This is a genomic window from Gemmiger sp. (assembly GCF_057431175.1).
In genome coordinates, this window is record NZ_DBMDDV010000003.1 from 23,800 (window position 1) to 49,135 (window position 25,336).

27 protein-coding genes and 1 riboswitch are annotated in these 25,336 nt (G+C 57.9%); of the genes, 17 read left to right on the forward strand and 10 right to left on the reverse strand.

Translation table 11 applies throughout. The features are described from left to right. Position 1: 1 nt before the first annotated feature. The 3 genes from ACZO0A_RS02070 to ACZO0A_RS02080 are packed head-to-tail and all read left to right on the forward strand — an operon-like array spanning position 2 to position 3,685. Positions 2 to 2,074 carry a ComEC/Rec2 family competence protein gene (locus ACZO0A_RS02070; protein WP_302375556.1) on the forward strand — a complete coding sequence of 691 codons (2,073 nt, stop codon included), beginning with the start codon at positions 2 to 4 and terminating at the stop codon, positions 2,072 to 2,074. Next, on the forward strand, positions 2,061 to 3,089 hold the full coding sequence (holA, locus tag ACZO0A_RS02075; RefSeq protein ID WP_302375558.1) for a DNA polymerase III subunit delta: 1,029 nt from the start codon (positions 2,061 to 2,063) through the stop codon (positions 3,087 to 3,089). The genes ACZO0A_RS02070 and holA overlap by 14 nt, the downstream gene beginning before the upstream one ends. Continuing rightward, the gene (locus tag ACZO0A_RS02080) at positions 3,089 to 3,685 is read left to right on the forward strand and encodes a ribonuclease M5 (RefSeq protein WP_302375560.1); all 597 of its coding nucleotides are present in this window, start codon (positions 3,089 to 3,091) and stop codon (positions 3,683 to 3,685) included. Before holA ends, ACZO0A_RS02080 begins: the two co-directional genes overlap by 1 nt. A 47-nt stretch (positions 3,686 to 3,732) precedes the next feature. On the opposite strand, the gene ACZO0A_RS02085 is transcribed toward ACZO0A_RS02080, so the two are convergent. Beyond that, a complete protein-coding gene (locus ACZO0A_RS02085; protein WP_302375562.1) occupies positions 3,733 to 5,670 on the reverse strand; it encodes an NAD(+) synthase in 1,938 nt (645 codons plus the stop codon). 169 nt (positions 5,671 to 5,839) lie between these two features. Between ACZO0A_RS02085 and ACZO0A_RS02090 the strand changes: the two genes are divergently transcribed. From ACZO0A_RS02090 to ACZO0A_RS02100, 3 genes are read left to right on the forward strand one after another with little or no spacing between them, the layout of a single operon-like run. Further along, positions 5,840 to 6,037, forward strand: coding sequence for a helix-turn-helix transcriptional regulator (locus tag ACZO0A_RS02090; protein WP_291230559.1), 198 nt, complete (start codon positions 5,840 to 5,842; stop codon positions 6,035 to 6,037). A 3-nt stretch (positions 6,038 to 6,040) separates the two neighbouring features. Further along, positions 6,041 to 6,517 (forward strand): DUF6773 family protein, encoded by a 477-nt coding sequence (locus tag ACZO0A_RS02095; RefSeq protein ID WP_291230557.1) that lies wholly within the window; start codon positions 6,041 to 6,043, stop codon positions 6,515 to 6,517. Further along, the gene (locus tag ACZO0A_RS02100; protein WP_302375564.1) at positions 6,504 to 7,493 is read left to right on the forward strand and encodes a CPBP family intramembrane glutamic endopeptidase; all 990 of its coding nucleotides are present in this window, start codon (positions 6,504 to 6,506) and stop codon (positions 7,491 to 7,493) included. The genes ACZO0A_RS02095 and ACZO0A_RS02100 overlap by 14 nt, the downstream gene beginning before the upstream one ends. A gap of 118 nt (positions 7,494 to 7,611) precedes the next feature. Here the strand turns inward: ACZO0A_RS02100 and ACZO0A_RS02105 are convergent, their stop codons facing one another. The 5 genes from ACZO0A_RS02105 to asd all read right to left on the reverse strand — a co-directional run bounded on the left by ACZO0A_RS02105 (position 7,612) and on the right by asd (position 12,156). Continuing rightward, on the reverse strand, positions 7,612 to 8,067 hold the full coding sequence (locus ACZO0A_RS02105) for an ACT domain-containing protein (protein ID WP_291209538.1): 456 nt from the start codon (positions 8,065 to 8,067) through the stop codon (positions 7,612 to 7,614). Positions 8,068 to 8,094: 27 nt separating this feature from the next. After that, complete coding sequence (locus tag ACZO0A_RS02110) at positions 8,095 to 9,324, reverse strand: CapA family protein (RefSeq protein ID WP_302375566.1); 1,230 nt, start codon at positions 9,322 to 9,324, stop codon at positions 8,095 to 8,097. Continuing rightward, positions 9,315 to 10,082, reverse strand: a complete 768-nt coding sequence (gene dapB, locus ACZO0A_RS02115) for a 4-hydroxy-tetrahydrodipicolinate reductase (protein ID WP_302150229.1) — start codon at positions 10,080 to 10,082, stop codon at positions 9,315 to 9,317. The genes ACZO0A_RS02110 and dapB overlap by 10 nt, the downstream gene beginning before the upstream one ends. A 66-nt stretch (positions 10,083 to 10,148) precedes the next feature. Then, positions 10,149 to 11,039, reverse strand: coding sequence for a 4-hydroxy-tetrahydrodipicolinate synthase (gene dapA, locus ACZO0A_RS02120; RefSeq protein ID WP_302375568.1), 891 nt, complete (start codon positions 11,037 to 11,039; stop codon positions 10,149 to 10,151). A 40-nt stretch (positions 11,040 to 11,079) separates the two neighbouring features. Next, positions 11,080 to 12,156, reverse strand: coding sequence for an aspartate-semialdehyde dehydrogenase (gene asd / locus ACZO0A_RS02125; protein ID WP_291209536.1), 1,077 nt, complete (start codon positions 12,154 to 12,156; stop codon positions 11,080 to 11,082). Positions 12,157 to 12,282: 126 nt separating this feature from the next. Beyond that, a riboswitch (Lysine riboswitch) is annotated at positions 12,283 to 12,459 on the reverse strand. A 69-nt stretch (positions 12,460 to 12,528) separates the two neighbouring features. Here asd and queA point away from each other — a divergent pair. The 6 genes from queA to ACZO0A_RS02155 all read left to right on the forward strand — a co-directional run bounded on the left by queA (position 12,529) and on the right by ACZO0A_RS02155 (position 16,937). After that, the gene (gene queA / locus ACZO0A_RS02130; protein WP_302375571.1) at positions 12,529 to 13,557 is read left to right on the forward strand and encodes a tRNA preQ1(34) S-adenosylmethionine ribosyltransferase-isomerase QueA; all 1,029 of its coding nucleotides are present in this window, start codon (positions 12,529 to 12,531) and stop codon (positions 13,555 to 13,557) included. A gap of 278 nt (positions 13,558 to 13,835) precedes the next feature. Next, entirely contained in the window at positions 13,836 to 14,096 is a 261-nt protein-coding gene (locus tag ACZO0A_RS02135) for a GyrI-like domain-containing protein (protein ID WP_302375573.1), read from the forward strand. A 146-nt stretch (positions 14,097 to 14,242) separates the two neighbouring features. Further along, entirely contained in the window at positions 14,243 to 15,376 is a 1,134-nt protein-coding gene (gene tgt / locus ACZO0A_RS02140) for a tRNA guanosine(34) transglycosylase Tgt (protein ID WP_291209532.1), read from the forward strand. A gap of 81 nt (positions 15,377 to 15,457) precedes the next feature. Next, a complete protein-coding gene (gene yajC / locus ACZO0A_RS02145; protein WP_291209531.1) occupies positions 15,458 to 15,808 on the forward strand; it encodes a preprotein translocase subunit YajC in 351 nt (116 codons plus the stop codon). 122 nt (positions 15,809 to 15,930) lie between these two features. Beyond that, a complete protein-coding gene (locus ACZO0A_RS02150; protein ID WP_302492937.1) occupies positions 15,931 to 16,287 on the forward strand; it encodes a TIGR04086 family membrane protein in 357 nt (118 codons plus the stop codon). Beyond that, positions 16,287 to 16,937 (forward strand): hypothetical protein, encoded by a 651-nt coding sequence (locus ACZO0A_RS02155; protein ID WP_302375578.1) that lies wholly within the window; start codon positions 16,287 to 16,289, stop codon positions 16,935 to 16,937. The genes ACZO0A_RS02150 and ACZO0A_RS02155 overlap by 1 nt, the downstream gene beginning before the upstream one ends. Here the strand turns inward: ACZO0A_RS02155 and ACZO0A_RS02160 are convergent. Then, entirely contained in the window at positions 16,875 to 17,945 is a 1,071-nt protein-coding gene (locus ACZO0A_RS02160; protein ID WP_302375580.1) for a tyrosine recombinase XerC, read from the reverse strand. The two genes, ACZO0A_RS02155 and ACZO0A_RS02160, sit on opposite strands and share 63 nt — an antisense overlap. Positions 17,946 to 18,372: 427 nt before the next feature. Between ACZO0A_RS02160 and ACZO0A_RS02165 the strand changes: the two genes are divergently transcribed. Continuing rightward, entirely contained in the window at positions 18,373 to 18,579 is a 207-nt protein-coding gene (locus ACZO0A_RS02165; protein ID WP_291230530.1) for a hypothetical protein, read from the forward strand. A 12-nt stretch (positions 18,580 to 18,591) separates the two neighbouring features. After that, positions 18,592 to 18,891 (forward strand): hypothetical protein, encoded by a 300-nt coding sequence (locus tag ACZO0A_RS02170; RefSeq protein WP_294717876.1) that lies wholly within the window; start codon positions 18,592 to 18,594, stop codon positions 18,889 to 18,891. Positions 18,892 to 18,944: 53 nt separating this feature from the next. On the opposite strand, the gene ACZO0A_RS02175 is transcribed toward ACZO0A_RS02170, so the two are convergent. The 3 genes from ACZO0A_RS02175 to radA are packed head-to-tail and all read right to left on the reverse strand — an operon-like array spanning position 18,945 to position 22,179. After that, positions 18,945 to 19,874, reverse strand: a complete 930-nt coding sequence (locus tag ACZO0A_RS02175) for a DUF7916 family protein (protein ID WP_215691965.1) — start codon at positions 19,872 to 19,874, stop codon at positions 18,945 to 18,947. Further along, positions 19,871 to 20,767 carry an enhanced serine sensitivity protein SseB C-terminal domain-containing protein gene (locus ACZO0A_RS02180; RefSeq protein WP_294780862.1) on the reverse strand — a complete coding sequence of 299 codons (897 nt, stop codon included), beginning with the start codon at positions 20,765 to 20,767 and terminating at the stop codon, positions 19,871 to 19,873. Before ACZO0A_RS02180 ends, ACZO0A_RS02175 begins: the two co-directional genes overlap by 4 nt. 11 nt (positions 20,768 to 20,778) lie before the next feature. Further along, positions 20,779 to 22,179, reverse strand: coding sequence for a DNA repair protein RadA (radA, locus tag ACZO0A_RS02185; protein ID WP_486845987.1), 1,401 nt, complete (start codon positions 22,177 to 22,179; stop codon positions 20,779 to 20,781). Positions 22,180 to 22,360: 181 nt separating this feature from the next. Here radA and ACZO0A_RS02190 point away from each other — a divergent pair, with 181 nt between their 5' ends. The 3 genes from ACZO0A_RS02190 to ACZO0A_RS02200 are packed head-to-tail and all read left to right on the forward strand — an operon-like array spanning position 22,361 to position 25,248. Then, the gene (locus ACZO0A_RS02190) at positions 22,361 to 23,095 is read left to right on the forward strand and encodes a DUF5058 family protein (protein WP_291209524.1); all 735 of its coding nucleotides are present in this window, start codon (positions 22,361 to 22,363) and stop codon (positions 23,093 to 23,095) included. 14 nt (positions 23,096 to 23,109) lie between these two features. Next, entirely contained in the window at positions 23,110 to 23,790 is a 681-nt protein-coding gene (locus tag ACZO0A_RS02195) for a hypothetical protein (RefSeq protein ID WP_215691969.1), read from the forward strand. Positions 23,791 to 23,811: 21 nt separating this feature from the next. Beyond that, complete coding sequence (locus ACZO0A_RS02200; RefSeq protein ID WP_486845988.1) at positions 23,812 to 25,248, forward strand: M20/M25/M40 family metallo-hydrolase; 1,437 nt, start codon at positions 23,812 to 23,814, stop codon at positions 25,246 to 25,248. Positions 25,249 to 25,336 lie beyond the last annotated feature (88 nt).

Sequence of the window (25,336 nt, forward strand, 5' to 3'; positions counted from 1 at the left end):
AATGAAACGAAAGCTCGGTTGGTTCGGTCTCGGTTTTGCCGGGGCTGAGCTTGCTGCGGCCATTCTGCCGCCGCTGGTCTGTGTGCCCGCGGCGGCATTTTTGGTATGGCTGGCCTTTTTCAGCAGGAAAAGGCGCAGAGATCATGGGATCCCCCTGCTGGGGGCGGTGTGTGGCCTGGCGTGGTTTTTGATGTTCTCCCTTGTCTGGGTGCGGCCCGCCAGGGCGCTGGCCGGGCAGACTGTGACCTGCACGGCGGTCGTTGAGACAGATGCCGATGCCTCGTACAGCGAGAGCAGACTGCGCGGCACGCTGCGGCTGACTGAGATCGACGGCAGGCCCGCCAATGTCCGGGTACAGTGTTCGTCGTTCCCCGGGGAGAATGCAGGGGAGCGGTTCACGGCGCAGTTTGCCCTGGCCGAACTGCCCGACAACAAATACCGCCTGAGCCGCAACAGCAAGGGCGTCTATTTGCAGGCGGAATACCTGGGCAGCTACCAGCCCCTTGCGGCAAGCCGTGCGCCGCGCTTTGCGCTGTACCGGCTGCGCCAGCGGTGGAGCGCTGTCCTGCGCCGCTGGCTGCCCCGGCAGCTGGACGGCATGGAAACCGCCATGCTGCTGGCAGACAAAAGCCGCTTGGACGATGCCGTACAGCAGGCCTTCCGCACAGCGGGGGTGTCGCACCTGCTGGCGGTATCGGGGCTGCACCTGGCGCTGCTCTGCGGGCTGTTTAGCTTTGGCCGCAGGTGGAAATTTTACAAGCCGCTCATCATCCTGCGCGGCGCGGTGGCGCTGTTCTATGTGCTGCTGACCGGGGTGCCTGTCTCGGTGCTGCGAGCAGGGCTGGTGTTTGCGGTGGCGCTGGCGGGGGACTTCCTGCTGCTGCCGTTCGACCTGCTGACGGCAACCGGCTTTGCGGCTATCTTGATGGGCCTGCAAAACGCCTACGCGCCCTGCGATATCGGCTTTCAGCTGTCCTTCTGCGCCGTGCTGGGCGTACAGGCAGCCGCCGCGCTGACCCGCGCCGAGGAGCGGGCAGCGGAGGACAAGCCCGCCGCAGTCAGGCTGCTTTGCCGCCTGGCAGAGCCGGTGCAGAGCGCCGCGCTTGCCAGCCTTGCCACATTGCCGGTGCTGGTAGCCCACGGCATGGCTGCCAGCCTGGCGGGGCTTGTCTGCAACGTACTGGTCGTCTGGATGCTGCAGCCCGCGCTGCAAATGGGTATCCTGTTGTTGGCAGTCAGCGCTGTACCGTTTTTGCTGCCGTTTACGAACTTGACCGCGCTGCTGCTAAGTCTGTGGCTTAAACTACTGCTCTGGTTGGTAGAGCGCTGTGCCGCGCTGCCGTTCGCGTCGGTTTGCCTGCCGCAGCGGTACACGCTGTTTGTGCTGGCGGTGCTGGGTATGCTGGCGGCTGCCTACTGGCATGCTAAAAAGCTGCGGGCCTGCCTGCCCGCAGTGGCCGCCTGCGCGGTGCTGGCTGTGGGCATGGGACTGTGTATGCAAAGGGACGTTGTGCAGCTGGCTCTCGTGGGTGCGGTCAACAACCCCTGCGTGGTCTGTGTGCAGAATGGAAAGGCGGTGGTGTTTTTCCGCGGCGGGGAGAGCAACCTGGCCGCCGTGAAAAACTACCTTGCCGGGCGCAGCCGGGGCGAACCGGCCCTGCTTGTTGACCTACGGGCCAAGCCCACCGAGTTGGACTTCGCCGCCGCCGAGGTCGTGACGATGCAGGAACAGCCCGACTTTGCAACACGCCCGGTGCTTGACGGATTGGCGCTGGACCTGTATCATAATAAAAGTGCCAGCCTCGCCGTGCTGGAGGTGGGCGGGCGGCATATCGCCGTGGGTGCGGGTAATATCCAGCTGGCGGAGCCTGTGCGGGTGGATGTGCTCTGCGCACCGGGCAGTTGGCCGGACGCCGTGCAGCCGGACACCGTTTTGTACACCAGCACCGCGCCGAAATGGCTGGACAAAGCCGAAAACTGCACACTGCGCTATGGCGAAGAGGAGCCGGGCTTGACCCTGCGCCCCGGCCGCAGCATACTTTGGGAGGAGGCACAGACCGTTGCTGTACAGTGAAAATGAACTCAATAAGCGTCTGAAAGCGGGCTGCGGACTGTACTATTTTTACGCATCGGACGAAGCACTCGTCCACAACGCCGCGCAAAAGGCGCTGAAATTCCTGAACCAGGATGACCCCGAAACCACCGTGTTGGACGGACCGACACCCGCTGTGGAGGAAATCGTGCTGGCTGCCGGTACGATCTCCTTTTTCGGCGGGCGGCGTCTGGTGCTGATGCCGCTGGTGCGTCCCTCGACCTACTCGGACAAGGATTTACAGGAGCTTTGCGATACGCTGTCTGACACCGAGAACGCCATCTTTGTGATGACGAGCGTCGTCGAGGAAAGCTACGGCAAGCTGCGCCCCGGCAAGCGGGAGCAAAAGCTCATCAGCTGCTGTGAAAAGCTCGGCTACTGCGTGCAGATTAACAAGCCCACAGGTGTGGCCTTGCAGGCTATGGCCCGGGACTGGGCGAAGGAGAGTGGCGCGGTCTTTGCGCCGGGGGCAGAAAACGCCCTGCTGACCCGCTGCGGCGACGATCAGTTCCTTTTGAAAAACGAGGTGGAAAAACTGGCTGCGCTGGCAAACTACGGCACTATCACGCCGCAGATGGTGAGCGAGATTGGCACCGTGACGCTGGACGCAGATACCTTTGACATGGTCAAGTTGCTGACCGGCGGCCAGGCCGACAAGGCCCAGCAAAAAATGAAAACGCTGCTGGCGCTGCAAAATGACCCCATCATGATCACGGGCGCACTCATCGCAAACTATCTCGATTTGTACCGTGTGTTGCTGGGCCGCCGCAGCCGCCGCAGTCTGGCCGATGTGGCAAAAGATTTCGGCTACAAGGGCAACTGGAACTACCGCCTTAACAACACTGAGCGCACGGCCTCGCGGTTCAAGCGTGGCCAGCTCGAACGCTGCCTGCACATCCTGCAAAAGTTGGACACTGACTTGAAAAGCAGCAAGCTGGACGCAGAACTGCTGATGCAGAAGGCCCTGTGCGAGTTGGCGCTGGCAGGGAGGGCGTGATGCTGAAATTGGAACAGGCCCTTCTGGTGGAGGGAAAATATGACGCCGCGCGGCTGGCAAATCTTGTGGATGGCACGATCTTGACGACCGATGGCTTCCGCGTGTTCAGGGACGGCGCATTGCAAAAGCTGCTCAAACGCATTTCCGCGGCGCAGGGACTTATCATTTTGACCGACTCTGACGCGGCGGGGTTTAAGATACGTCACTTCGTCACAGGGTTAGTGGGAGCGGAAAATGTGCTGCAAGCCTATGTGCCCGCCATCCCCGGTAAGGAATCCCGCAAGGCAGAACCCGGCAAGGAAGGTCTGCTGGGTGTCGAGGGCGTGAACAATGATTTGATTTTGCAGGGGCTGGAAACAGCGCTGGCAAGCAAAACTACTTGTCAGCAGAAAACCGCACAGCTGCGGCCCATAGCGTATACCGACCTGTACGAGTGGGGCATTTCCGGCACGGCCAACAGCGCCGACAACCGCCGCGTCTTACTGCGTCGTCTTGGATTGCCGCCGCGCCTGAGCAAAAAAGAGCTGCTGCAAATTCTCAATACGCTTTACACCTACGACGCGCTGAACGCGGAAATCGAAAAAATAGGAAGATAAAAAATGTCCGAAACCGAGCAAAACGGTTTCGGACTTTTTTGTATCACTCAAACTTCCAACTTTTCCAGCTCGGCCATCCACAGGGTGTTGCAGGCGTCGCTAGGCATACGCCAGTCGCCGCGGGGCGACAGCGTGACAGAGCCGACCTTCGGGCCGTCGGGTAGGCAGCTGCGCTTGAACTGTTGGGCGAAGAAACGGCGGTAGAAATTCTTCAGCCAGGCCAGCAGCACTTCCGGCTCGTACTTGCCGTCAAAGGCCGTGCGGGCCAGGTGGTAAATCTTCGTTGGGCTGAACCCAAAGCGCAGCACGTAGTAGAGGTAAAAGTCGTGTAATTCATACGGACCAACGAGCTTTTCTGTCTGCTGGGCAATCGTGCCGTCGGCGGCGGTGGGTAGCAACTCGGGGCTGACCGGCGTGTCCAGGATATCCACCAGCACGTCCCGCAGTGTATCGTTGCCACAGGTGTCGGCCACATACTGCACGATATGCCGTACCAGCGTTTTCGGCACGCCGGCATTGACGCCGTACATACTCATGTGGTCGCCGTTGTAGGTGGCCCAGCCCAATGCCAGCTCGCTCAAGTCGCCGGTGCCGATGACAAAGCCGCCGTTTTTGTTGGCATAGTCCATCAGTTCCAGCGTGCGCACGCGGGCCTGGCAGTTTTCAAAGGTGACGTCGTATTTGTCGGCGGGCTGGTCGATGTCGGCAAAATGGCTCTTGACGGTCTCGGTGATGTTGATCTCGCCAAAGGTCACGCCCAGAGCCTCGCACAAAATCTCGGCGTTGGAGCGGGTGCGCCTCGTCGTGCCGAAGCAGGGCATCGTCAGCGCAATGATATCTTTGGGGGCGCGGCCCAGCACATTGCAGGCACGCACGGCCACCAGCAGGGCCAGGCAGCTGTCCAGCCCGCCAGAAATACCCAACACGCCGCACTTAGCGTGGGTGTGCTCCATACGCTTGGCAAGGCCCTCAGCCTGGATGCGCAAAATCAGCTCGCACCGCTCGGCGCGGGTGGCGGCGTCCTGCGGCACAAACGGCGTGCAGGAAACAGGGCGCGTCAGGGAAAACTCTACCGGCGGCAGCTCAAACTCCACGGTGGTATAGCCGTCCGTCTCGGGCATAAAGGTCGTGTTGCGCTGGCGCTCCTGTACCATGCGGCCCAGGTCCAGCTCGGTCACGGCGTCCTCACCCGCAAAGGGGGCGGTGTCGGCCAGCAGACTGCCGTTCTCGGCAATTAGATTGTGCCCGGCAAAGGTCATGTCGGTGGTGCTCTCACCGTGGCCCGCGTCGGCATAGAGATAGGCGCAGAGCAACCGTGCGCTCTGCCCGCAGACCAGCTCACGGCGGTAAGCGGCTTTGCCGACCGTCTCATCACTGGCAGAGAGATTCGCCACCACCGTGGCCCCTGCCAGCGCATGGGCGCAGCTGGGCGGGACGGGCGCCCACAGATCCTCACACACCTCGGCGGCCAGCACAAAGGCGGGCATCTGCTTACAGGCAAACAACAGGTTCGTGCCAATCAGCGTTTCCTGCCCGGCCAGCTCAATGCACTCCGGCTCACGCATACCGGGGATGAAGTGGCGCTTCTCGTAAAACTCGCCATAGTTGGGCAGGTGCATTTTTGGCACAAGGCCCAGCAGTTCACCGTTGCAGAGTACCGCCGCGCAGTTGTAGAGCTTGCCGTTGTGGCGTACCGGCAGCCCGACGAGGACAACGAGGTTCAGCCCTTCGCTGGCTTTCAAAATCGCGGCAAGGCCGTCCTCGGCCCCGCGCAGGAGCGTTTCCTGCAAGAACAGGTCGCTGCAGGTGTAGCCGGTCAGCGCAAACTCCGGCAGGCAGAGCAGCTGGACGTTTTTCTCGGCGTATTCGCGCATGACGCCGATGATCTGGTCGGCGTTGTAGGCGCAGTCGGCCACGCGCAGGGCGGGGCTGGCTGCGGCGGCGCGGATGAATCCATTTTCAAAAGCGGGAAAGCTGTACTTCATAGCCAAACTTCCTTTATCATAATATAAAACTATCATAGCACAGCAGGCCGCTTGCCGCAAGTATGTGTTTTGTGTGCAAAATATAAATTTCAAAAAGTAAGATATACTTGACAAAATGTAATGCAAATGATATAGTAAAGCCACAGCAAGAGGAAAGGAACGTAAGGCTATGGCAAAAAACCTGAAGCTGAAGGCCGCCCGCGCCGTGCGCGATATGACGCAGGCGGATCTGGCGGCGGCGGTGGGCGTGTCCCGCCAGACCATCAACGCCATTGAAAAAGGGGAGTATAACCCCACGATCAACCTGTGCCGCAGCATCTGCAGGGTGCTGGGCAAGACATTGGACGAGCTGTTCTGGGAGGAATAAGCAATGAATCTGAGGGAAATTTTTAAGCGCGAGAATCTGGACGAAATGCAAAAGCAGACCCTTTTGAAGATCGAGTCCCGCGGCTTCTGGGGGCTGTGGGTGCTGCTGCTGGCGGCGCTTATCATCGAAAGTCTGCTGGGCTTTGCCCCGCGGGAGATGGCGGCAGAATGGTTTATCTTTATGCTGGGGAGTGCCTATTCGGTCATAAGTGATCTGCGTGCCGGTATCTGGGACCGCCACCTTAAGGCGAACACGAAAACCAATGCCGTTGTGTCCGTTGCGGGCGGTGCTGCCGTGTTTGTGTGGGGGCTTATCAAATTTGCAGCGCTTGGCACGGGCATTGCGGTGCTGCAGGCGGTCATCATGGGGGTCTGTACCTGGGTGCTGTGCTTTGCATTGCTGCAGCTCAGCATGAAGGCTTACAAAAAGCGCCACGCTGAACTGGAAAACCCCAAGGAGGACGACGATGAAAACGAATAAAAAAGAGCTGACTGTCTTTGCGCTCTGTGCTTACGCAATTCCGTTTCTGATGATGCCGCTTTTGTACATCTGCCTGCAGAACGGGCAGGATACAAGCATTTTTGCCAACGCCCAGATGTTCTACCCGGCGGCGGGTGTCATGCTGGCCTTCCTGCTGGCGCGGCGACCGGATACGCCCAAGCGGTTTTACAGTCTGCACATCGTGTCCGCCGTGCTGATGCTGGTTATGAGTGTGTTGTCCGTGGCTATGCCGCAGACGGGGTGGCTGACCATTGCCAACGTTGCCATTATTATTGCCTCGGTGCTGGGCTGGATACTGCTGCTGACCGAGAAAAAGGAGCGCCGTGAAGCCTACGGCTTGCGCCTGCACGGCAAATTTTTGACGGCACTTGCTATCTGCGTGTACTTCCTCGCAGTCAAGACCGGCATGGTGTTCCTCTCGGTGGCAATGCAGGGCGGGGATACCTGGGCCAACTACCTGGCCTACTGGCGCAGCCCCACACCGTGGATCATGGCGATGGCGCTGATTCCCAATTTCTTTCTGTCCTTCCTGCCGTTCTTTGGCGAGGAATACGGTTGGCGCTGCTACCTGACGCCCGCCCTGCAAAACCGCTTCGGTGCGCGGCGCGGTGCGCTGGCCGTGGGTGTGCTGTGGGGCTTGTGGCATCTGCCGCTGAACCTGTTCTTTTACAGCCCGGAAACAACCTTGCAGAGTATCGCGTCGCAGCTTGTTGTCTGTATGACGCTTGGCGTGTTTTTCACATTCGCCTACGAAAAATGCGGCAAAAACATTTGGGTGTCCATACTGCTGCATTATTTGAACAATAATATGATTCTCGTCTGGACAGGCACGGCGGATATCTCCAACCAGGTCATCCACTGGGCGGACGTGGGTGTCAGCGCCGTGATGTATGCGGCCGTGTTCCTGCCGTTTTTGGCGGCAAAGTGCTACCGCCGTGGGGAAAAGGCGGTGTAATTCTACGGAAATTCGATAACAGAAGTGCATAGTAAGCTTTGCATCACCAAAACAAAATAAACCCCGCCGGGCATTCCCAAAAGAAAAGCCCGGCGGGGTTGCTGCTTCTGCTATTAAATTACACCGCAAACGCCTTGTGCAGTGCGTCGAGGGCGGCGTCCTCGTCCTGTTGGCGGATGAGCAGGGAAATGTCCAGGTCGCTGGTCGTGATGAGCACGATCTCGACATTGGCACCGGACAGGGCAGCCAGGGCGCGGGCGGCCACGCCGCAGCTTGTGACCATTTCCTCACCGAAGAGGTTGATCTTGCTGTACCCGCCGGAAACAAGCGGGGGATTGGCCTTGGCCGCAGCGGGCAGGGCCTTCATGACAGCGGCAAAGTTGTCATAGCTCGTGGTGAAGCTGAAGTCCACCGCTGCGCCGCGCGGGGCGCTCTGGCAGATCATATCCACCACAATGCCTGCCTTGGCGAACACATCCAGATGCTCGGCCAGGCTTTGGGCGCTGTACTGCGCACCGGGAAAGGTGGTGAGCATGATGTTCTGCTCACTGTTGATTTTGCTGACACCGTACATAAACAATCATCCTTTCTATGCAATATGTTAATCCAACGTAATAAACTGCTCATCAATCGCACCGTAAAGCACACTTTCAATGTATGCGCGGGAGAGGGTAAACACGCCGTGGGCTGCGCCCAGTTCGTCGGTATACTGGCTGTACGGGATGACGCGGATATTCTTGTAGCCGGCCTCATACTGGCTGATGACGCAGTGCAGCTTCGGGTCGCGTATCGTGATGCTGGAACTGCCGTCCGGCTGGGTCGTTTTGTCAAAGTAAACGTCCAGAATCGCACCGATGGTATTGTCGGCCGAGGACTGGGCGTTGATAAAGTTGCCCAGGCTGTACACCACAAAGGTCGTGTTGCCGTTGGCCCCGGTCAGCCATTCGGCGTTCTGCACCACATGGGGGTGGGTGCCGATGATAACATCAACGCCCTGATCAGCCAGCCATTGGGCGGTCTGCTTCTGGAAGTCGTTGATCTCGTGCGTGCCTTCGGTGCCCATGTGGGCGCTGACGATGAGCACATCACAGTTGGGGCGCATATCGGCAATCTGCTTGGCAATCGTCTCCCGGTCGTCGAGGTACACAACGCCGTACTCCGCGCCCGAGGGCGTCGGCAGGCCGTTCGTGTGTTCGGTGTAGGATAGGTAGCCGAAAGTGATGCCGTTGACGGTCTGGTAGACGTAGTCGTCGTAGGTGCTGAGATTGTAAAAGCCCATCGTGACGACATCGTCCGGCATGGCGGCCCAGTGCGCCATGGAAGCCTCAATGCCTGCCGCACCCTTGTCGTAGCTGTGGTTGTTGGACAGGCTGAATACCCGGAATCCCAGATTATACAGCGTGTCGGTGATGGCCCCGGGCGTTGAGAACATCGGGTAGCCGCTGGCGGCAAACTCATCGTTGACAAGTGTTTCCTGATTGAGCCAGTTCACGTCAAACTGGTCGTAGTAGCCCTGCATCGCGGCATAGGCGGCGTCAAAATCGTAGTGGTCGCCGCCTCGTTCTTTCGCCTGCAAGAAAATACCGTCGTGGATCAGGTCGTCGCCGGTCGCGGAAAAATGCACAGTCTCCACGGTGGGTGTCGGCTCGGGCGTTGGCTCCGGTGCAGTGGTGGGTTCCGGGGCAGGCGTTTCCATCATGACCGGCTGCGGATTGACGGCAGGCAGGGTCACAGGCTCATTGACTGGGGCCAGCAGGGAGCCGACTATCGTACCGCCCACGCCCAGTGCAATTACCAGGCAGGCGGCAAGGTCGTTGCCTTTCATTCGCATACGAGTTTACCCCGCAGCAGGTCGGTCATCGTGTAGTAACCGGGGGCCAGCGCTGCAATGTAGAGCGCGGCCTGCACGGCACCATCGGCAAAAACACCGCGGCTGCCTGCACTGTGGCTCAGGGTCACGACCTCGTCGGGGCCGCAGAACAGCACATCGTGCTCGCCCACAATGCCGCCGCCGCGGATGGAACTGATACCCAGTTCCTGCGCACCGCGCTTCTGGCGCACCTGGGAGCGGTCGTAGACGTACTCATACTTGCCGCCCGCCTCGGCGTTGATAGCATCGGCAATCATCAGTGCCGTGCCGCTGGGGGCGTCCAGCTTGTTGTGGTGGTGCTTCTCGACAATTTCAATGTCGAACTCTCCGCCAAGGATCTTCGTGGCCTGGCGGGCCAGTTCGATCAGCACATTCACGCCCACCGACATATTTGCACTGCGGAAGATGGGCACCTTGGCGCTGGCGGCCTCCAGCACGGCCTCATCCTCCTTGGACAGGCCGGTGGAGCAGATGACGCAGGGCAGGCCGTTCTTGGCACCGTACTGTGCGGCGGCCACCGCCCCGGCGGGGGAAGAAAAGTCGATGATAACGCCCTTGCAGGGCAGCTCGGCAAAGCCTGCGTAGACCGGGATGCCGCCCACATTGCCCGCCTCACGGTCAACACCGGCCACGACACGGCAGTCGTCACGCGCACCGATTTTTTCCAGCAGGGCGCGGCCCATGCGGCCATAGATGCCCTGAATGATGATATCCGTCATTGTTACGTCCTTTCGTGAAAAAAGCGAAAAGCCGACCCGCAAAAATGCAGTGGGTCGGCTGTGAAATTATTTCAGCAGGCCGAAATCCTGCATGGCGTTTTCCAGCTGTGCTTGCACAGCGGCAGAGGAGGCGACCAGCGGCAGACGGCATTCACCGGCCTGCCAGCCCAAGCGGTTCATGGCCCACTTGACCGGGATGGGGTTTACATCGGCAAACAGCGCCTTGATGAGAGGCAGGGCTTTCAGCTGCATGGACAGGCTCCCGGCGGTGTCACCTGCAAACCACTTGGCGCAGATGTCGTGGGTGTACTGGGGCGCGACGTTGGACAGCACGCTGATGACGCCCTTGCCGCCCAGTGCCAGCAGCGGCACAATCTGGTCATCGTTGCCGGAGTAGATGTTCAGGTTATCCCCACAGGCCGCCGCAATCTCAGCCACCTGGCTGATGTTGCCGCTGGCCTCTTTCACGGCGTTGATGTTCGGGTGTTTGGCAAGCTCGGCCAGCGTGGCGGGGGTCAGGCTGCAGCCGGTGCGGCTGGGCACATTGTACAGGATGCAGGGCAGGTGCACCGCGTCCGCAATGGCCGTGTAGTGGGCGATAAGGCCTGCCTGGCTGGTCTTGTTGTAGTAGGGCGTGACCAGCAGCAGGGCGTCGGCACCGTCGGCCTCAGCCTGCTGGGACAGCCAGATGGCGTACTTGGTATCGTTGGAGCCGGTACCCGCAATCACAGGCACGCGCCCGGCAACCTTTTTGACCGTATAGCGGATGCACTCGGTATGCTCCTCGTCGGTCAGTGTCGGGGACTCACCGGTCGTGCCGCAGATGACGATGGCGTCAGTGCTATGGGCAATCTGGTCCTCAATGATGCAGCCCAGCTCGTCATAGTTGACGCTGCCGTCTGCGTTCATCGGGGTGATGACGGCCACGGCGGCTCCTGTAAAAACGGGTTTCTTCATACGAATTTCTCCTTACACCAAAGCTGCTTGGCGCAGCAAATCAGTCAAAATAGCCCTTGGCGGCCAGCAGTTCAGCCAGCAGCACACCGCCGCCGGCAGCACCGCGCAGCGTGTTATGTGACAGGCAGACAAATTTGTAATCGTACTGGGTATCCTCGCGCAGGCGGCCGATGCTGACAGCCATGCCGTTTTCAAGCATACGGTCGAGCTTGGGCTGCGGGCGGTCGTTTTCCTCAAAGTAATGCAGGAACTGCTTCGGGGCGCTGGGCAGGTTCAAATCCTGTGCCGGGCCGTGGAACTCCTTCCAGGCCTGCAAGATTTCTTCCTTGCTGGGCTTATTTTCAAAGCGCACGAACACTGCACCCATGTGGCCGTCAGAGACCGGCACACGCAGGCACTGGGCCGTAAAACGGGGCGCAGTGGCAGGAACGATCTTATCGTTCTCGATGCGGCCCCACAGCTTCAGCGGCTCCTGTTCGCTCTTCTCCTCTTCGCCACCGATGTAGGGGATGACGTTGTCGAGGATGTCAGGGAAGGTATCAAACGTCTTGCCAGCGCCGGAAATGGCCTGGTAGGTGCAGACCAGCACGTCGGTGATGCCATACTTGCGCAGCGGATGCAGGGCAGGCACATAGCTCTGCAGGCTGCAATTCGACTTGACAGCCACAAAGCCGCGCTTGGTGCCCAGGCGCTTGCGCTGGGCGGGGATGATCTCGATGTGGTCAGCATTAATCTCAGGCACGACCATCGGCACATCAGGGGTGAAACGGTGGGCGCTGTTGTTGGACACGACCGGGCACTCGGCCTTGGCGTAGGCTTCTTCCAGCGCCTTGATCTCGTCCTTCTTCATGTTGACGGCGCAGAACACGAAATCGACCTTGGAGGCGACTTCTTCCACGTTGGCGGCGTCCAGCACGACCATCTTTTTAACGCTCTCGGGCATGGGAGTCTGCATCAGCCAGCGGCTGCCGACGGCTTCCTCATAGGTTTTTCCTGCGCTGCGTGCACTGGCCGCGAGGGCAACCAAATTAAACCAGGGGTGATTTTCCAGCAACGTGATAAAGCGCTGGCCGACCATACCGGTTGCACCGATAACACCAACATTGTACTGTTTCATCCTGACTAAGACCTTCCTTTCACGATACCCTTCCTTATATCTATGCGAGTTCCCGTAAAAATTTGCACAGATAATAAAAAAACCGGCTTGAAAACCGGCACAAAATGCAATATAATATCATATTGCATATAACACAGCGCAACACACTGATTTACAGTGTGACAGTCCCGCACCTGTTTGGCTGCGGACCCAGGCGGATGCGTGCCGCGCATCACCTTCGGCGAAGGACCCTTTCCCGGTTTCCGCCCTTGGCAAGGGGATAAGGAAAACGGTACTGATGTGCTTCGCGCCTCTGTGTTTGGATTCATTATAATATTCCTGCATAGGAATGTCAAGACAATAGCGCTTTAAAGTGAAAAAGGATGAGAAAATATGCTGAAAAAAGATTTCTGGTATGACCTGCCGAAAGAACTCATCGCCCAGGAACCCGCCAATCCCCGCGATGCTGCCCGCCTGATGGTGCTGGACCGCAAAAATGACAAAATCTTGCACTCGGTCTTTCACGAACTGCCGCACTATCTGGAAAAGGGCGACCTGCTGGTCGTCAACAACTCCAAGGTGCTGCCTGCCCGCCTGATGGGCACCAAGGTTCCCACGGGTGCGGTTTGTGAGCTGCTGCTGCTGCGCCAGGTCAAGGGCGACACCTGGGAGTGCCTGGCCCGACCGGGTAAGCGTATGCAGCCCGGCACGAAAGTCGAGTTCGGCGACGGCAGCCTGACCGCTGTGGTGGACGAGACGATGCCCGACGGCAACAAATACGTGACGTTCACCTACGATACCGAGACGCTGTACGAGAAACTGGACGAGTTTGGCAAGATGCCGCTGCCGCCTTACATCACGAAGCAACTCGAGGATCAGAGCCAGTACCAGACCGTCTATGCGAAGGAGCTGGGCAGCGCTGCTGCGCCTACGGCGGGCCTGCACTTTACCCCGCAGCTGATGGACACCATCCGCTCCCGCGGTGTCAACATCGCCGAGGTCACGCTGCACGTCGGTCTTGGCACCTTCCGCCCAGTGAACGAAGAATCCATCGAGGACCACCAAATGCACAGCGAGTGGTACTCTGTCAGCGAGGAGACCGCAAAGCTCATCAACGACACCCGCGCCGCCGGGCACCGTGTTATTGCTGTGGGTACCACGAGCTGCCGCACGCTGGAATCCGTCTGGGACCGCTACGGCAAGATTGTACCCTGCAGCGGCAACACCAGCATTTTTATTTATCCCGGTATCGAGCTGCACGCCATCGATGGCATGATTACGAACTTTCACCTGCCGGAGAGCACGCTCATTATGCTGATCGCCGCGTTCTATGGGTATGATAAGACCATGGCAGCGTATAAGGTCGCTGTCGAGCAAAAGTATCGCTTCTTTAGCTTTGGTGATGCGATGTTCATTAAGTAAGGATTTAACACATCCTCACAGTCTGTTCAAATAACCCGCAAAACCGCATAAAATCAGCCTCTTTGGGCCCTGAAATCTTCGGATTTTGGGGCCTTTTTCGCTGCTTTAGATGGGGCAAATCGCATCCTTACTAGGTAAAAAACCCGTATATGTATCATTTAACCCGTAGTTGAAAATAAAAATCGGACAGAACACAAAATTCTGTCCGATTTTTCATGCAACATTAGTACATGAGTTTATGCGTGATTCCGTTGCGGAATCGAATCCAAGATGCTGCTTTGGAATGCGCAAAAGTCAAAAAGCCGAACCCGCTCTTGGAAGAAATCCGCTTTGAAATCGTGCAGGGCGGAACCTGCGTGCAGATTTTGCACATTGGCGCGTATGATGATGAGCCAGTGTCTTTTGCAATGCTGGACAAATTTACACGCGCTCTCAGTCTGATACGTGCGGAAAGCTGCCACAGGGAAATCTATCTGAATAACGCCAACCGCACAGAAAAAAGCAAGCTCAAAACCATTTTGCGTTATATGGTAAAATAATTCCGTGCGAGGGTCGTTGGGCTTCCGTTTTACGGTTGACGAATCACGATTTTTCTTTTATAATAATCTATTAGGCGGTGCAGGGAAAAAAGCCCCCTGTGCCGCCTTTTTCGGATGAATCATTTTAAAAACGGAGATAGAAACCTATGCCTTACCGCCTTATCAAACAGGAAGGTGCCGCCCGCCGCGGTGAGTTTACCACGGTCCACGGTACGGTACAGACCCCGGCGTTCCAGAACGTCGCCACAGCCGCCGCCATCAAGGGCGGCCTGTCGGCGCTGGATCTCAAGGATATCCGCGCACAGGTCATGCTGTGCAATACCTATCATCTGCACCTGCGCCCGGGTGACAAGCTCGTGGCCGAGATGGGAGGCCTACACAAGTTTACCAAGTGGGACGGCCCCATTCTGACTGACAGCGGCGGGTTCCAGGTGTTCAGCCTGGCCAAGCTGCGTCATATCACCGAGGAGGGCGTCACCTTCAACTCCCACCTCGACGGCCACCGCATTTTCATGGGGCCGGAGCAGAGCATGCAGATTCAGGCGAACCTCGGCTCCACCATCGCCATGGCCTTTGACGAATGCGTTGAGAACCCGGCCACCTACGAGTACGCCAAGAACAGCTGTGCCCGCACGGCACGCTGGCTGCTGCGCTGCAAGGACGAAATGAACCGCCTCAAGCACGAGGAAAAGGCCGTCAACCCGGATCAACTGCTGTTCGGCATCAACCAGGGCTGCACGTTTGAGGATCTGCGCGTCGAGCATATGAAGCAGATTGCTGAGTATGATCTGGACGGCTATGCCATCGGAGGTCTGGCGGTGGGCGAGCCTGCCGAGGTCATGTACGATGTTATCTCTGCTGTTGAACCGTTTGCGCCGAAAAACAAGATTCGCTACCTGATGGGCGTCGGCACCCCGGGCAACATCATCGAGGGCGTCTACCGCGGTGTTGACCTGTTCGACTGCGTTATGCCCAGCCGTAACGCCCGCCACGGCCACCTGTTCACCTGGGACGGCATCATCAACATCAAGAACCTGAAATACGAGCGCGACGAGTCGCCCATTGACCCGCACTGCGATTGCCCGGTCTGCCGCAACTTCTCCCGCGCGTACATTCGCCATCTGCAGAAAGCGGACGAGTTGCTGGGGATGCGTCTGGCCGTTATGCACAACCTGTATTTTTACAACCACCTGATGGAGCGCATCCGTGAGGCGCTGGACAACGGCACCTTCCAGCAGTTCCACGACACCTATGTGCATAAACTTGACACCCGCATCTGATTTTTCGTGCAAAACGCTTGCACAATGCGCACATATTCGATATAATAGAAGAAATCGTTATTTTTAAGGAGTATACTTGCTATGATTCAGTTCCTGGATGCCGCTACCGGCACGGCTACCACTGCCGAAATGCTCATCAGCTTCCTGCCGATGATTCTCATTATCGTTTTCATGGTCATTCTGATCTACCTGCCGCAGAAGCGCCAGGACAAGAAGGACGCCGCCATGCGCAGCTCTATTGAGATCGGCGATAAGGTCACCACCATTGGCGGCATTGTCGGCATCGTCTGCGCCATCGCTGATAAGGATGACACCATCGTCATCGAGACTGGCAGCGACCGCACCAAGATTCGTTTCCGCCGCACTGCAATTTCCTCTGTGGAGAAGCTGGATGCCGGCAAGGATAGCAAATCCACCCCGGTCAAGAAGTAATCTGACATAAAACTAATGCCCTCTTGCATAGTGTTGACTGTGCAAGGGGGCGTTTTGTTATGGGTGGAAAAAATCTGCAAAGACCGAAACAAGGCAGAGCTGCGGCAAAAAATCCGGCTGTGATGGCAGTGCTGCTTGCCTTTGGCTGCGGCGTGGGGGCGTGTATGGTGCTGCTGGCGCTGGGAGCGTTTTTGCTGACCCACACGGGTCTGCCGCTGGCGGCGGTGCGCCCAATGGCGTGTATGGCGGCGGCAATCGGTGCGGCGGTATCGGCCCGGGTACTGGCGGGCAGGCTGAAACAGAAGCTGCTGCTCTGCGGTCTGGGCTGTGGTACGTTTTATACGGTCTGCCTGATGGCGGCGACATTGGCAGCCAGCGGTGAGCTGGACTGGCAGGGGGCAAACGCCATGCTGCCAATGGCCCTGCTGCTGGGCGGTCTGTTGGGCGGTGCGCTGGCGGCCTTGCGGGGGAGCCGCTGATGCGGGCGGCACAGACGACACTGCGCCGCCCGGCCTTGCTGCTGCCCCGGCGGGCAGAACGACCGCGCCGAGAGTGCGCGGGAACGGCGCACAGCGGTGCGGTGTGGCTGTTTGGCACGATGTTCCTGGCTGGCTACCTGCCGGGCATCTGGCTGGGGCGGGGCGGTGTTTCGGCGCTGGGGCAGCAGCTGGCGGCGTATTACACAAAAAGTCCCGAAAATGCAGCGGTCGCAGCAATTTTCGGGACAGAATTTTCGGTGAGCTTTTTACAGCTGACTGCAGTATTTTTGTGCGGCTTCTGTGTGTTGGGCGTGGGTCTGTTGGTGCTGCTGTTTGCGGCGCGCGGCGTGTTCCTGGGCTACTGCGCGGCCTCGGTGGCAGCGGTGAACGGTGCGGCGGGGCTGGTGCAGTACCGATTAGCAACAATCGTTTCCGACGCGGCAACGCTGTTTTTTTGCCTGTGGCTGGCGGGCTGGTCGGCACGCCTGGCAGGGGAACTGTTTAATGTTATATGCGGCCGCGCCACGCGGGAAACGCCTGGCACGCTGCGGCGGCTGGCCGTACGGTTCGGCGCGGCGCTGGTGCTGTCAGCTGTTTTCAGTGCCGTCGGGACTTTCCTCGCCTTCGTCACTGCCAAGGTCGGGCGCTGACGGCTGTTCTTCAAACGTTTTGTCGGCCAGCGGGGAAGAGGCCACCGCCTGGCGTAGCTGGTCGCGGTTGATGTGGGTGTAAATCTGCGTTGTGGAGACGTTTTCGTGACCCAGAATTTCCTTTAAAGCCAGCATATCCACGCCGCCCTGATACATAAGTGTGGCGGCGGTGTGGCGCAGCTTGTGGGGCGAAAATCCGCGCCCGCTCAAACCTGCACTTTGCAGGCAACGTGCGACGATCTGCTCGACCCGGCGCGCCGAAAGCCGCTTGCCGGTGCGTTTGGAGACGAACAAGGCATCCTTGTCGGCGAGATTCGGCAGGGCAGCGCGGGCTTTTTTATAGCGCTGCAAGGAAAATAAGCAGGCATCGTTCAGGTAGACCAGTCGCTCTTTGTTGCCTTTGCCGACAATGCGGATCGTATCATCGCGAAAATCGCTCAAATCGATGGTTACAAGCTCGGCAAGGCGCATACCACAGTTTAAAAATAACGTTATGATGCAGTAATCCCGCTCATAAAAATCGCTTTGTATATTTTTTAACAATTCAACGGCTTCGTTTTCGGTCAGGTACTTGGGCAGTGCCTTTTGCGGTGTGCCCAGGCTGATATTTTCCGTGGGATTGGCGGTCAGTTTGTTGACCTGGGTACACATATAATGGAAGAAGCCCTTTAAGGCGCTCAATTTGCGGGCGCGGGCCTTGGGGCCGTTGTCCGCGTTGCGGGCGTAGTCCAGGTAGCCAAAAATATCCCTTTTGGTGATACCGGCAATGTCCCTGGTTGATATGCCAGTCAGGTCGATTTTCTCGGGGGGTGCGGCATCATCCGCGCGATCCCATTGCAGCATCATATAGCGGAAAAACCCGCGCAGATCGAGATAGTAACCGTTGACAGTGCGCGGGGAGCGCAGCTTCACGAAATCAAGATAATGCAGGTATTCAATTACATCGTTGGGGATGTCCAGATACGGTGCATGGCGATCCGGGTGGACGACATCAATATAACTGCTCAAAACACAAGCCCTCAGTTAGATTCAGATTGCGGAAACGTGCCGAAATGCCGTTTCTGCTTTTTTATTGTAGCACAGTTGGGGATGAGACGTCAATTTCACAGAGTTATAAGAAATGCAAACAGTCGTGCATATTACAATGTGTATCAGTTCTGCATAGGTGTGAATATTCATACAAAACAACCTAAAAGCCAAAAGGAGGGGCTTATACGTTCTGTAAAAGGCATAACATACTATTTCGCTAAATGCAAATTTAGCGAAATATAGGGAGGCCGAAACAAGCCCTCCGTGGGCCTGTGGAGCCAGTTAGCTGTGCCCGGCCATAAAACCTCAACCGCATGGTATGGGCTGCCAATCTCCAAAAGCCAAAAATCAATCTTGCAATTTAGAGAAAATCTGCTATGATTAAATAAAAAGGAGCTGCAAACTCATGAACAAGGATACTATCATAAAAATTCTACTGGGCATTATTGCTCTGCTGGTGTTTGCGTGGGTATGGCGCATCATCAGCGGTATGCTTATCGGCACACTGATCGTGACGACCTCGCTGCTGTCAGTGTTGATTGCCTTGGTTATTCAAATTGTGATTCCGATTGCGATTATCGTGTTCGTTGTCAAACTAATCCGAAAGAAATGAGTGTGGTTACGAATGGCGCTGTTCAATAAGAAAAAACAAGAAGTCCCACAGGAGCCCAAACAAGAGTCGAAAACGGATACTGTTGGCAAAATCAATCTTTCCCTGCGGCCGGATGAAATTGACTTGCTGCGCGAGTGCATGAAACGCACAGAAGACTACTATCGCGGTTTGCTGCTGCTGAAGCAGGATTGGAACGCCGAGAAAAATGAGGCCGCGATCGCGGTCATTAAGGTCAAGCTGAATATGATTGACAGATTGCAGGAAAAGACGCTGTATGACGGCCAGTCGGAATACTATCGCAACCTTCAATAAGCAAAAAATCCCACCCGCAGGAAGCAAATAATGCTTCCTATGGGTGGAATTTTTTATCGATTGATGGATTGCGCCATTTTATGGTAAGTGTGGCGCTCACCGCGAATGGCAATCGAATACGCCATGATATTTTGCGGCAAGGCCATACCAGGCACGCCGGTGTCACCGATGTGGTGGATATCCGCACCGACCATCTTGCACATCAGCGCAATTTGACGGATTGTGGCGACGTCCGCGCCTTCCTGCGAAGTGCCGATGGCGGTCAGCGCCAATTTGCCGTGGCTGTGTACCACTTTAATCAAATCATGCGCGTAATTCTGCGTGATGCCGGGCACGGTACCGGGTGCGGGCAGCAGAATGATATCCGCACCAGCGGCCATAAATGCCTCGGCGTCGGCGGGCGTCATGATCTGTTCCCCGCCTTCCCCTGCTACGCCGGATGCGTGCATCTTGCCGGCGGCCAGCATCACGCGGTCGCCAACGGCGGCAGAAATATCTTTTAACGATTCAACGATCAATTCGTTGCTGACGCCGTTGCCAGGGTTGCCAGTCAGCACGATAAGATCAACGCCCATATCGGCAGCACGGCTGGCGTTTTCCGCGGTGGCAAGGCGGCCGCTGCTCATCTTCCACAGCGTACCATCGTTGCTTTTTGCGGCTTGTGGGTCGCAGGGCTCCAGATTGATGCCTACCACGCGGCCCGTCAGGCGCTTGATTTCCCGCACAGTCTCTTCCTCGGGTACTTTGGGCAGTGCATTGATGACCGGGTGCTGCACATCAAACATATTCAAAAGCAGAATGTCCGCACTCAAAGAAGCCGCATACTCGGCGTTCGTCACGTCCACCAGCAGCGGCGGCGTCAGGCCAATGGTCTCACAGGCCAGCACGCGGCCTTCGCTGCCTGCGATGGCCGCCAGCAGGTCGGTTTTGCTGTACGCAGCTAGGTCACTGGGCGTGCAGTCCAGCAGGCGCTTCACGCTCATTCGTCGTCGTCCTCCTCAATCACGCGGCCGATGCCTTTGCGGTAGAATGGCTCACTGCCGCGCATACCCTGTTGGCCCAGCGGAGAAACAGACGTTGTAATGTTCAAGTCCATCTTCTTCTCACGGCTGGCCAGGTATGGGCGGGCAGCCTGCGCCACGGCGGCGAACAGCTTGTCGTCCTTGGGACCATCCAGAACCAGTAAGTAGCTGCGAGCCTCGCCATTGACAATCATGACCTGCAGATAGGCAGAGCCAACGCCGGGCGCACCGGCCAGCACCTCGCAGACCGGGTCGATCATGGCATCAGGCAGCACGCTGGGCTCCACCAGCGTAACCTTGTCGCCAGGATGGATGCGGTGCGCTTCCTGCTGGGCCTTCTGCTCGGCTATTTTTTCCACAATTTTCTTGGCGACTTCGTCCTTCTGCTTCTTGACGGACTCAATGAGCGGGCGTTCCAGACGCAGGCTGTTGTCGCCGGGGTTGACGACCAGACCGGAGGCGTCGGTGTTCTTGGCAATCATGTTGGCGTAGTCGTCAAAGCGCAGCAGGATAATCTGCTGCGCAGCCTTGGGCTGCTTGGCCTGCCACTCGTGTACGGCGTCCCAATCGCTGAAAGCCAGGTAGTAGTGCTTGCCCTCGGGGCTGTTGACCATGACCAGACTGATTTTGGTATCCTTGGGCAGCTGCACACGGCCATCCGCATCGGGCTTGGGCGCAGGCTGGCCCTGTAAATCAAACACGGCAGGGGCCAGCAGCGGCGAGCGCACCAGCTCGTTTAAAATATTGTTCAGATTTTTGGGGCTGTTGTCCTCTTTGAAGGCCGCAATCGTCTCCTTGACCTTCGGGTTGAAAGTCGGTGCCTGGGGCTTTTTCTGTTCATTCTGTTCGGGCATGGGTCGATTCCTCACTTTAATTTTATTGCGTTGATGGCTTCCCGCAGGTAGGACACACCCACCAGCTTCAAGCCGGAAAATTGCGAAGGGTCAATCATTTTCAGGTTGTGCTTCGGCACAATGGCTGTGTCAAAACCGACGCGCTGCGCCTCGCGCAGCCGCGTTTCCAGGTGGGTCACGCTGCGCACCTCGCCGCCAAGGCCGACCTCACCGATAGCAAGGGTCTTTTCCCCCACCGGCAGGTCCAGCAGACTGGACGCCAGCGCAATGCAGACCGGCAGGTCACAGGCGGTCTCGTCCAATTTCAGGCCGCCGATGATGTTGACATAGACGTCTTGGTTATAAAAGGCATACCCGGCGCGCTTTTCCAGCACGGCTAGCAGCAGGTACATACGGTTATAGTCAAAACCGCTGGCGGTGCGCCGCGGGCTGGGAAAACTCGTCTTGGTGGCAAGGGCCTGTATCTCGCTCAGCACCGGGCGGGTGCCCTCCATCACGCAGGCCACGCAGGTGCCGCTGATGCCCAAGGGCCGCCCTTCCAGCATGACCTGGGAGGGATTCTCGATTTGCGCCAGCCCTCGGCCGGTCATATCGAACATACCGATTTCGTTCGTGGAGCCGTAACGGTTCTTGACGGCCCGCAGCACGCGGTATGGCAGGGTCTTGTCACCCTCAAAGTAAAGCACCGTATCAACGATGTGCTCCATGACCTTGGGGCCTGCAATCGCACCGTCCTTGTTGACATGGCCGACGATGAAGGTGGGGATTTCCAGCGTTTTCGCTACACTTAAAAAGCGGGCGGAACTCTCCTTCACCTGGCTGACCGTGCCGGACGACGACGAAATATCGGTGCAGCGCATCGTCTGGATGGAGTCGATGACGACCAAGTCGGGCTTCATCGATTCGATCAGGCCGCATATCTCGTCCACGTCGCTCTCGGCGACCAGCGAGATATTATCCTCGGGCACATTCAGGCGCACAGCACGCAGTTTGATCTGCCGCACCGATTCCTCGCCGGTGATATAGAGCACATTGCGGGTCTTGCTGACCTCGCCGCAGAGCTGCAAAAGAATCGTTGACTTGCCGATGCCCGGCTCGCCGCCGATGAGCGTCACACTGCCGATGACGATGCCACCGCCCAGAACGCGATCCAGCTCGCTGATGCCGGTGATGATGCGGCTTTTTTCCTCGGTCGTGCTGATGTTTTTTAATTTCTGTGCCACCAGGCTTGTCTGCCCGGTCACGCGCGGCGCGGCAGCGGCCTTGCCGCCGGATGCCTTGGCGGGTTCTGCCACCACATCCTCGGTCATAGTGTTCCACGCCCCGCAGGAGGGGCAGCGTCCCAGCCAGCGGGGGCTGGTCTCGCCGCATTGGGTGCAGACATAGATGGTTTTGAGTTTATCTTTGGGCATGGACGCCTCCCTGAACTATACTTTACCTATTATAGCCCAAAATGGGCGCGGGGGCAAGTATCCACTGAACAAAAACATTTGTAGCTGTAAAATGTACTTTTTCTCTTGCTATTTTTTGAACAATGTGTTAAAGTTAAAAAAACGCTTTAAAGCTATAAAGCGAAAGAAAAGGTGTGGTGTTATGGACTTCAACGTGAACGCGCCGATCCTGTTTGTGCTGGTCGGCATCATTGTGGCGTTCGTGCTGGCACAGTCGGCGTTCTTTCTGTTGCGTGCGGTCAACCGCGCAAGGGAAATCGGTCTGCCGCAGGAAACCATACGCAAGACCATTTCGGCGGCGGCCGTCTTTACGGTAGCACCAGCAGTGGCCATTCTGGTGGGCGTTATCTCCCTGAGCAAGAGCCTGGGTATCGCCCTGCCGTGGCTGCGCCTATCGGTCGTAGGATCCCTGACCTATGAGACCGTCGCGGCGGGAACCTCACTGACGGAGCTGGGGCTGGACACCAATACCCCCATCCCTACGGCGTCGGACTATGTCACGGTGGCCGCCGTTATGACGGTGGGCATCATGGTCGGCCTGGTCTTGGTGCCGCTGCTGACCAAGCGTATCCAGGGTGGTATGATGAAACTGGGCGCAAAGGATCACCGCTGGGCAGATATCTTTAATAATGCCATGTTCCTCGGTATGATCAGCGCCTTCCTCGGCTATGTGTTCAGCGACGTGATGAATGTGACCCACGGCGATTTCTCGGGTCTTATCCCGGTGCTCGTCATGCTGACGTCGGCGGTCGTGATGGTTATTTGCGGCGTGGCGGCCATGCGCACGAAAAAGCGCTGGATACAGGACTATGCGCTGCCCATCAGTATGCTGTGCGGCATGGCAGTGTCCATCCCGCTGACAAACTGGCTGAGCTGAAAGGAGCGGTACTCATGGAAAAGACAGTTCTGGAACAGAAAGAAACCTATGTCGACAGTGTGCACCGCTGGGGCCGCATTTGGGGCCTGACGCTTTTGGTGCTGATTGTGGCATACCCGATCGCAGTGTCGCTCATCTTCCACGCACAGGTCAACTGGCCCGCGTTCATTAAGGGCTTTATCGCCATCGGGCCTATGTACTGGGCCGTCGGCATTGTGGAAATTTTTACCTATGTGCCGATGCTCGGCGCGGGCGGCAGCTACCTGTCCTTCGTCACCGGTAACATCTCCAACCTGAAACTCCCCTGCGCCCTTGACGCCATGGAGCGGGCGGGCGTCAAGTCCAACAGTGAGGAAGGTGAGGTCATTTCTACCATCGCCATTGCCGTGTCAAGCATCGTGACGACGCTGATTATTTTAGTGGGCGTGGTGCTCATCATCCCGCTGACACCGCTGCTCTCCTCCCCCATCCTAGCCCCGGCGTTCTCGCAGATTTTACCCGCACTGTTCGGCGGTCTGGCGGTGGTGTTTGTTTCCAAAAACTTCCGCCTGGCGCTGGCCCCACTGCTGCTGATGCTGGTGCTGTTCATCTTTGTACCCGCGCTCAATGCGTCCACGGTAGGTATCATGGTGCCGGTCGGTGTCATTTTCAGCCTGGTAGTGGCGCGTATCCTGTACAAAAAGGGCCTGGTCTAAGCCCATAAGGAGGAATACAAAATGATCGTTTTATGGTTAATTCTGGCGGCTGTCGTCGTGCTGGCCGCCGTGGTGCTGGTGCGCACGGCCCGCTTTACGCCGGGCACTGCCCCCGCTGTGCCCGAGGGCGAGGAAACCATCGACCGTGACAAGGCCGTGGAAAATCTGCGCACCCTCATCCGCTGCCGTACCGTCTCCAACACGAACCACGCGCTGGAAGACGATGCCGAGTTTGAAAAGCTCATCAATACCCTGCCGACGCTCTACCCCAACGTTTTCAAGACCTGCAAGGTTGAGCGCCTTGCGGACCGTGGCCTGCTGTTCACCTGGTCCGGCAAGGAGCACACCGAGCCGACCGTATTGATGGCTCACTATGACGTCGTCGACGTTGACGAGGCAGGCTGGAAGAAGCCGCCGTTTGAGGGCGTGCTGGAAGATGGCGTGCTCTGGGGCCGCGGTGCGCTGGACACGAAAGTTACTTTTAACGGCGTGTTGACCGCTGCTGACAAACTGATTGGCGAGGGCTACACCCCCGCGCAGGATATCTACTTTGCATTCAGCGGCGGCGAGGAAGTCAACGGCCTCGGCGCGGTGCATATCGTTGATTGGTTTGAGGCAAACCACATCACCCCCGCGCTTGTTGTGGATGAGGGCGGCGCGGTCGTCGAGGATGTGTTCCCCGGCGTCAAGCAGCCCTGCGGACTGATCGGCATTGCGGAAAAAGGTATGCTGAACGTGGAGTACAAGGTCAAGTCCGGCGGCGGCCACGCCAGCGCGCCCAAGCCCCACAGCCCGCTTGTGGCCCTGAGCGAAGCTTGCACCAAGATCGAGAGCCACCCCTTCAAGGCGCACGTCACAAAGCCAGTGGCCGAAATGTTCGATACGCTGGGCCGTTACTCCAACGTTCCCTATCGCATGATCTTTGCCAACCTCTGGCTGTTCGGCGGCGTGCTGGATTCCATCTGCCGTAAGAGCGGCGGCGAGCTGAACGCCCTGATGCGCACGACGGTGGCCTTTACCCAGGCCAAGGGCAGTGCGGGCCGCAACGTCATCCCGCCCGAGGCAACGCTCATCAGCAACCTGCGCCTGAACCCTGAGGACACGATGGACAGTGCCCTTGCCTACTTAAAAGAAACCATCAATGACCCTGCCGTTGAGATCACAAAGCTGGAGGGCATGAACCCGAGCCGCATCAGCGAGACGAACTGCCCTGCCTGGGACAAGGTCGCCAGCGCTGTGGCAGGCACCTGGAAGGGCTGTCTGGTAGCACCGTATCTGATGGTGCAATGCTCGGACAGCCGTCACTATGGCCGCATCAGTGACCATGTGTACCGCTTCTCCGCCATGGATCTGACCGCCGAGGAGCGCGGTACCCTGCATGGCAACAACGAGCGTATCCGCGTCGAGACCGTCGGTCGTGCCGTGGAGTTTTACGTCCGTTTGATGCGGCAGTGCTGAGAAAATAAGCATACAAAGAGGTGCAGCCCGTTTGAAGTGCTGCACCTTTTACTGTTTATATCCCGAAATGTATAGAGGGCGGCATTCT

Excerpts from the sequence above, each read along its gene's own strand:
- asd (WP_291209536.1), bottom strand. The coding sequence starts at position 12,156 with ATGAAACAGTACAATGTTGGTGTTATCGGTGCAACCGGTATGGTCGGC.
- ACZO0A_RS02095 (WP_291230557.1), top strand. The coding sequence starts at position 6,041 with ATGAATCTGAGGGAAATTTTTAAGCGCGAGAATCTGGACGAAATGCAA.
- ACZO0A_RS02080 (WP_302375560.1), top strand. The coding sequence starts at position 3,089 with ATGCTGAAATTGGAACAGGCCCTTCTGGTGGAGGGAAAATATGACGCC.
- ACZO0A_RS02090 (WP_291230559.1), top strand. The coding sequence starts at position 5,840 with ATGGCAAAAAACCTGAAGCTGAAGGCCGCCCGCGCCGTGCGCGATATG.
- ACZO0A_RS02085 (WP_302375562.1), bottom strand. The coding sequence starts at position 5,670 with ATGAAGTACAGCTTTCCCGCTTTTGAAAATGGATTCATCCGCGCCGCC.
- ACZO0A_RS02200 (WP_486845988.1), top strand. The coding sequence starts at position 23,812 with ATGATCGTTTTATGGTTAATTCTGGCGGCTGTCGTCGTGCTGGCCGCC.
- dapB (WP_302150229.1), bottom strand. The coding sequence starts at position 10,082 with ATGACGGATATCATCATTCAGGGCATCTATGGCCGCATGGGCCGCGCC.
- ACZO0A_RS02105 (WP_291209538.1), bottom strand. The coding sequence starts at position 8,067 with ATGTACGGTGTCAGCAAAATCAACAGTGAGCAGAACATCATGCTCACC.
- ACZO0A_RS02175 (WP_215691965.1), bottom strand. The coding sequence starts at position 19,874 with ATGAGCGTGAAGCGCCTGCTGGACTGCACGCCCAGTGACCTAGCTGCG.
- ACZO0A_RS02155 (WP_302375578.1), top strand. The coding sequence starts at position 16,287 with ATGCGGGCGGCACAGACGACACTGCGCCGCCCGGCCTTGCTGCTGCCC.
- tgt (WP_291209532.1), top strand. The coding sequence starts at position 14,243 with ATGCCTTACCGCCTTATCAAACAGGAAGGTGCCGCCCGCCGCGGTGAG.
- radA (WP_486845987.1), bottom strand. The coding sequence starts at position 22,179 with ATGCCCAAAGATAAACTCAAAACCATCTATGTCTGCACCCAATGCGGC.
- ACZO0A_RS02150 (WP_302492937.1), top strand. The coding sequence starts at position 15,931 with ATGGCAGTGCTGCTTGCCTTTGGCTGCGGCGTGGGGGCGTGTATGGTG.
- ACZO0A_RS02070 (WP_302375556.1), top strand. The coding sequence starts at position 2 with ATGAAACGAAAGCTCGGTTGGTTCGGTCTCGGTTTTGCCGGGGCTGAG.
- ACZO0A_RS02100 (WP_302375564.1), top strand. The coding sequence starts at position 6,504 with ATGAAAACGAATAAAAAAGAGCTGACTGTCTTTGCGCTCTGTGCTTAC.
- ACZO0A_RS02165 (WP_291230530.1), top strand. The coding sequence starts at position 18,373 with ATGAACAAGGATACTATCATAAAAATTCTACTGGGCATTATTGCTCTG.
- yajC (WP_291209531.1), top strand. The coding sequence starts at position 15,458 with ATGATTCAGTTCCTGGATGCCGCTACCGGCACGGCTACCACTGCCGAA.
- ACZO0A_RS02170 (WP_294717876.1), top strand. The coding sequence starts at position 18,592 with ATGGCGCTGTTCAATAAGAAAAAACAAGAAGTCCCACAGGAGCCCAAA.
- dapA (WP_302375568.1), bottom strand. The coding sequence starts at position 11,039 with ATGAAGAAACCCGTTTTTACAGGAGCCGCCGTGGCCGTCATCACCCCG.
- ACZO0A_RS02195 (WP_215691969.1), top strand. The coding sequence starts at position 23,110 with ATGGAAAAGACAGTTCTGGAACAGAAAGAAACCTATGTCGACAGTGTG.
- queA (WP_302375571.1), top strand. The coding sequence starts at position 12,529 with ATGCTGAAAAAAGATTTCTGGTATGACCTGCCGAAAGAACTCATCGCC.
- ACZO0A_RS02180 (WP_294780862.1), bottom strand. The coding sequence starts at position 20,767 with ATGCCCGAACAGAATGAACAGAAAAAGCCCCAGGCACCGACTTTCAAC.
- ACZO0A_RS02190 (WP_291209524.1), top strand. The coding sequence starts at position 22,361 with ATGGACTTCAACGTGAACGCGCCGATCCTGTTTGTGCTGGTCGGCATC.
- ACZO0A_RS02110 (WP_302375566.1), bottom strand. The coding sequence starts at position 9,324 with ATGCGAATGAAAGGCAACGACCTTGCCGCCTGCCTGGTAATTGCACTG.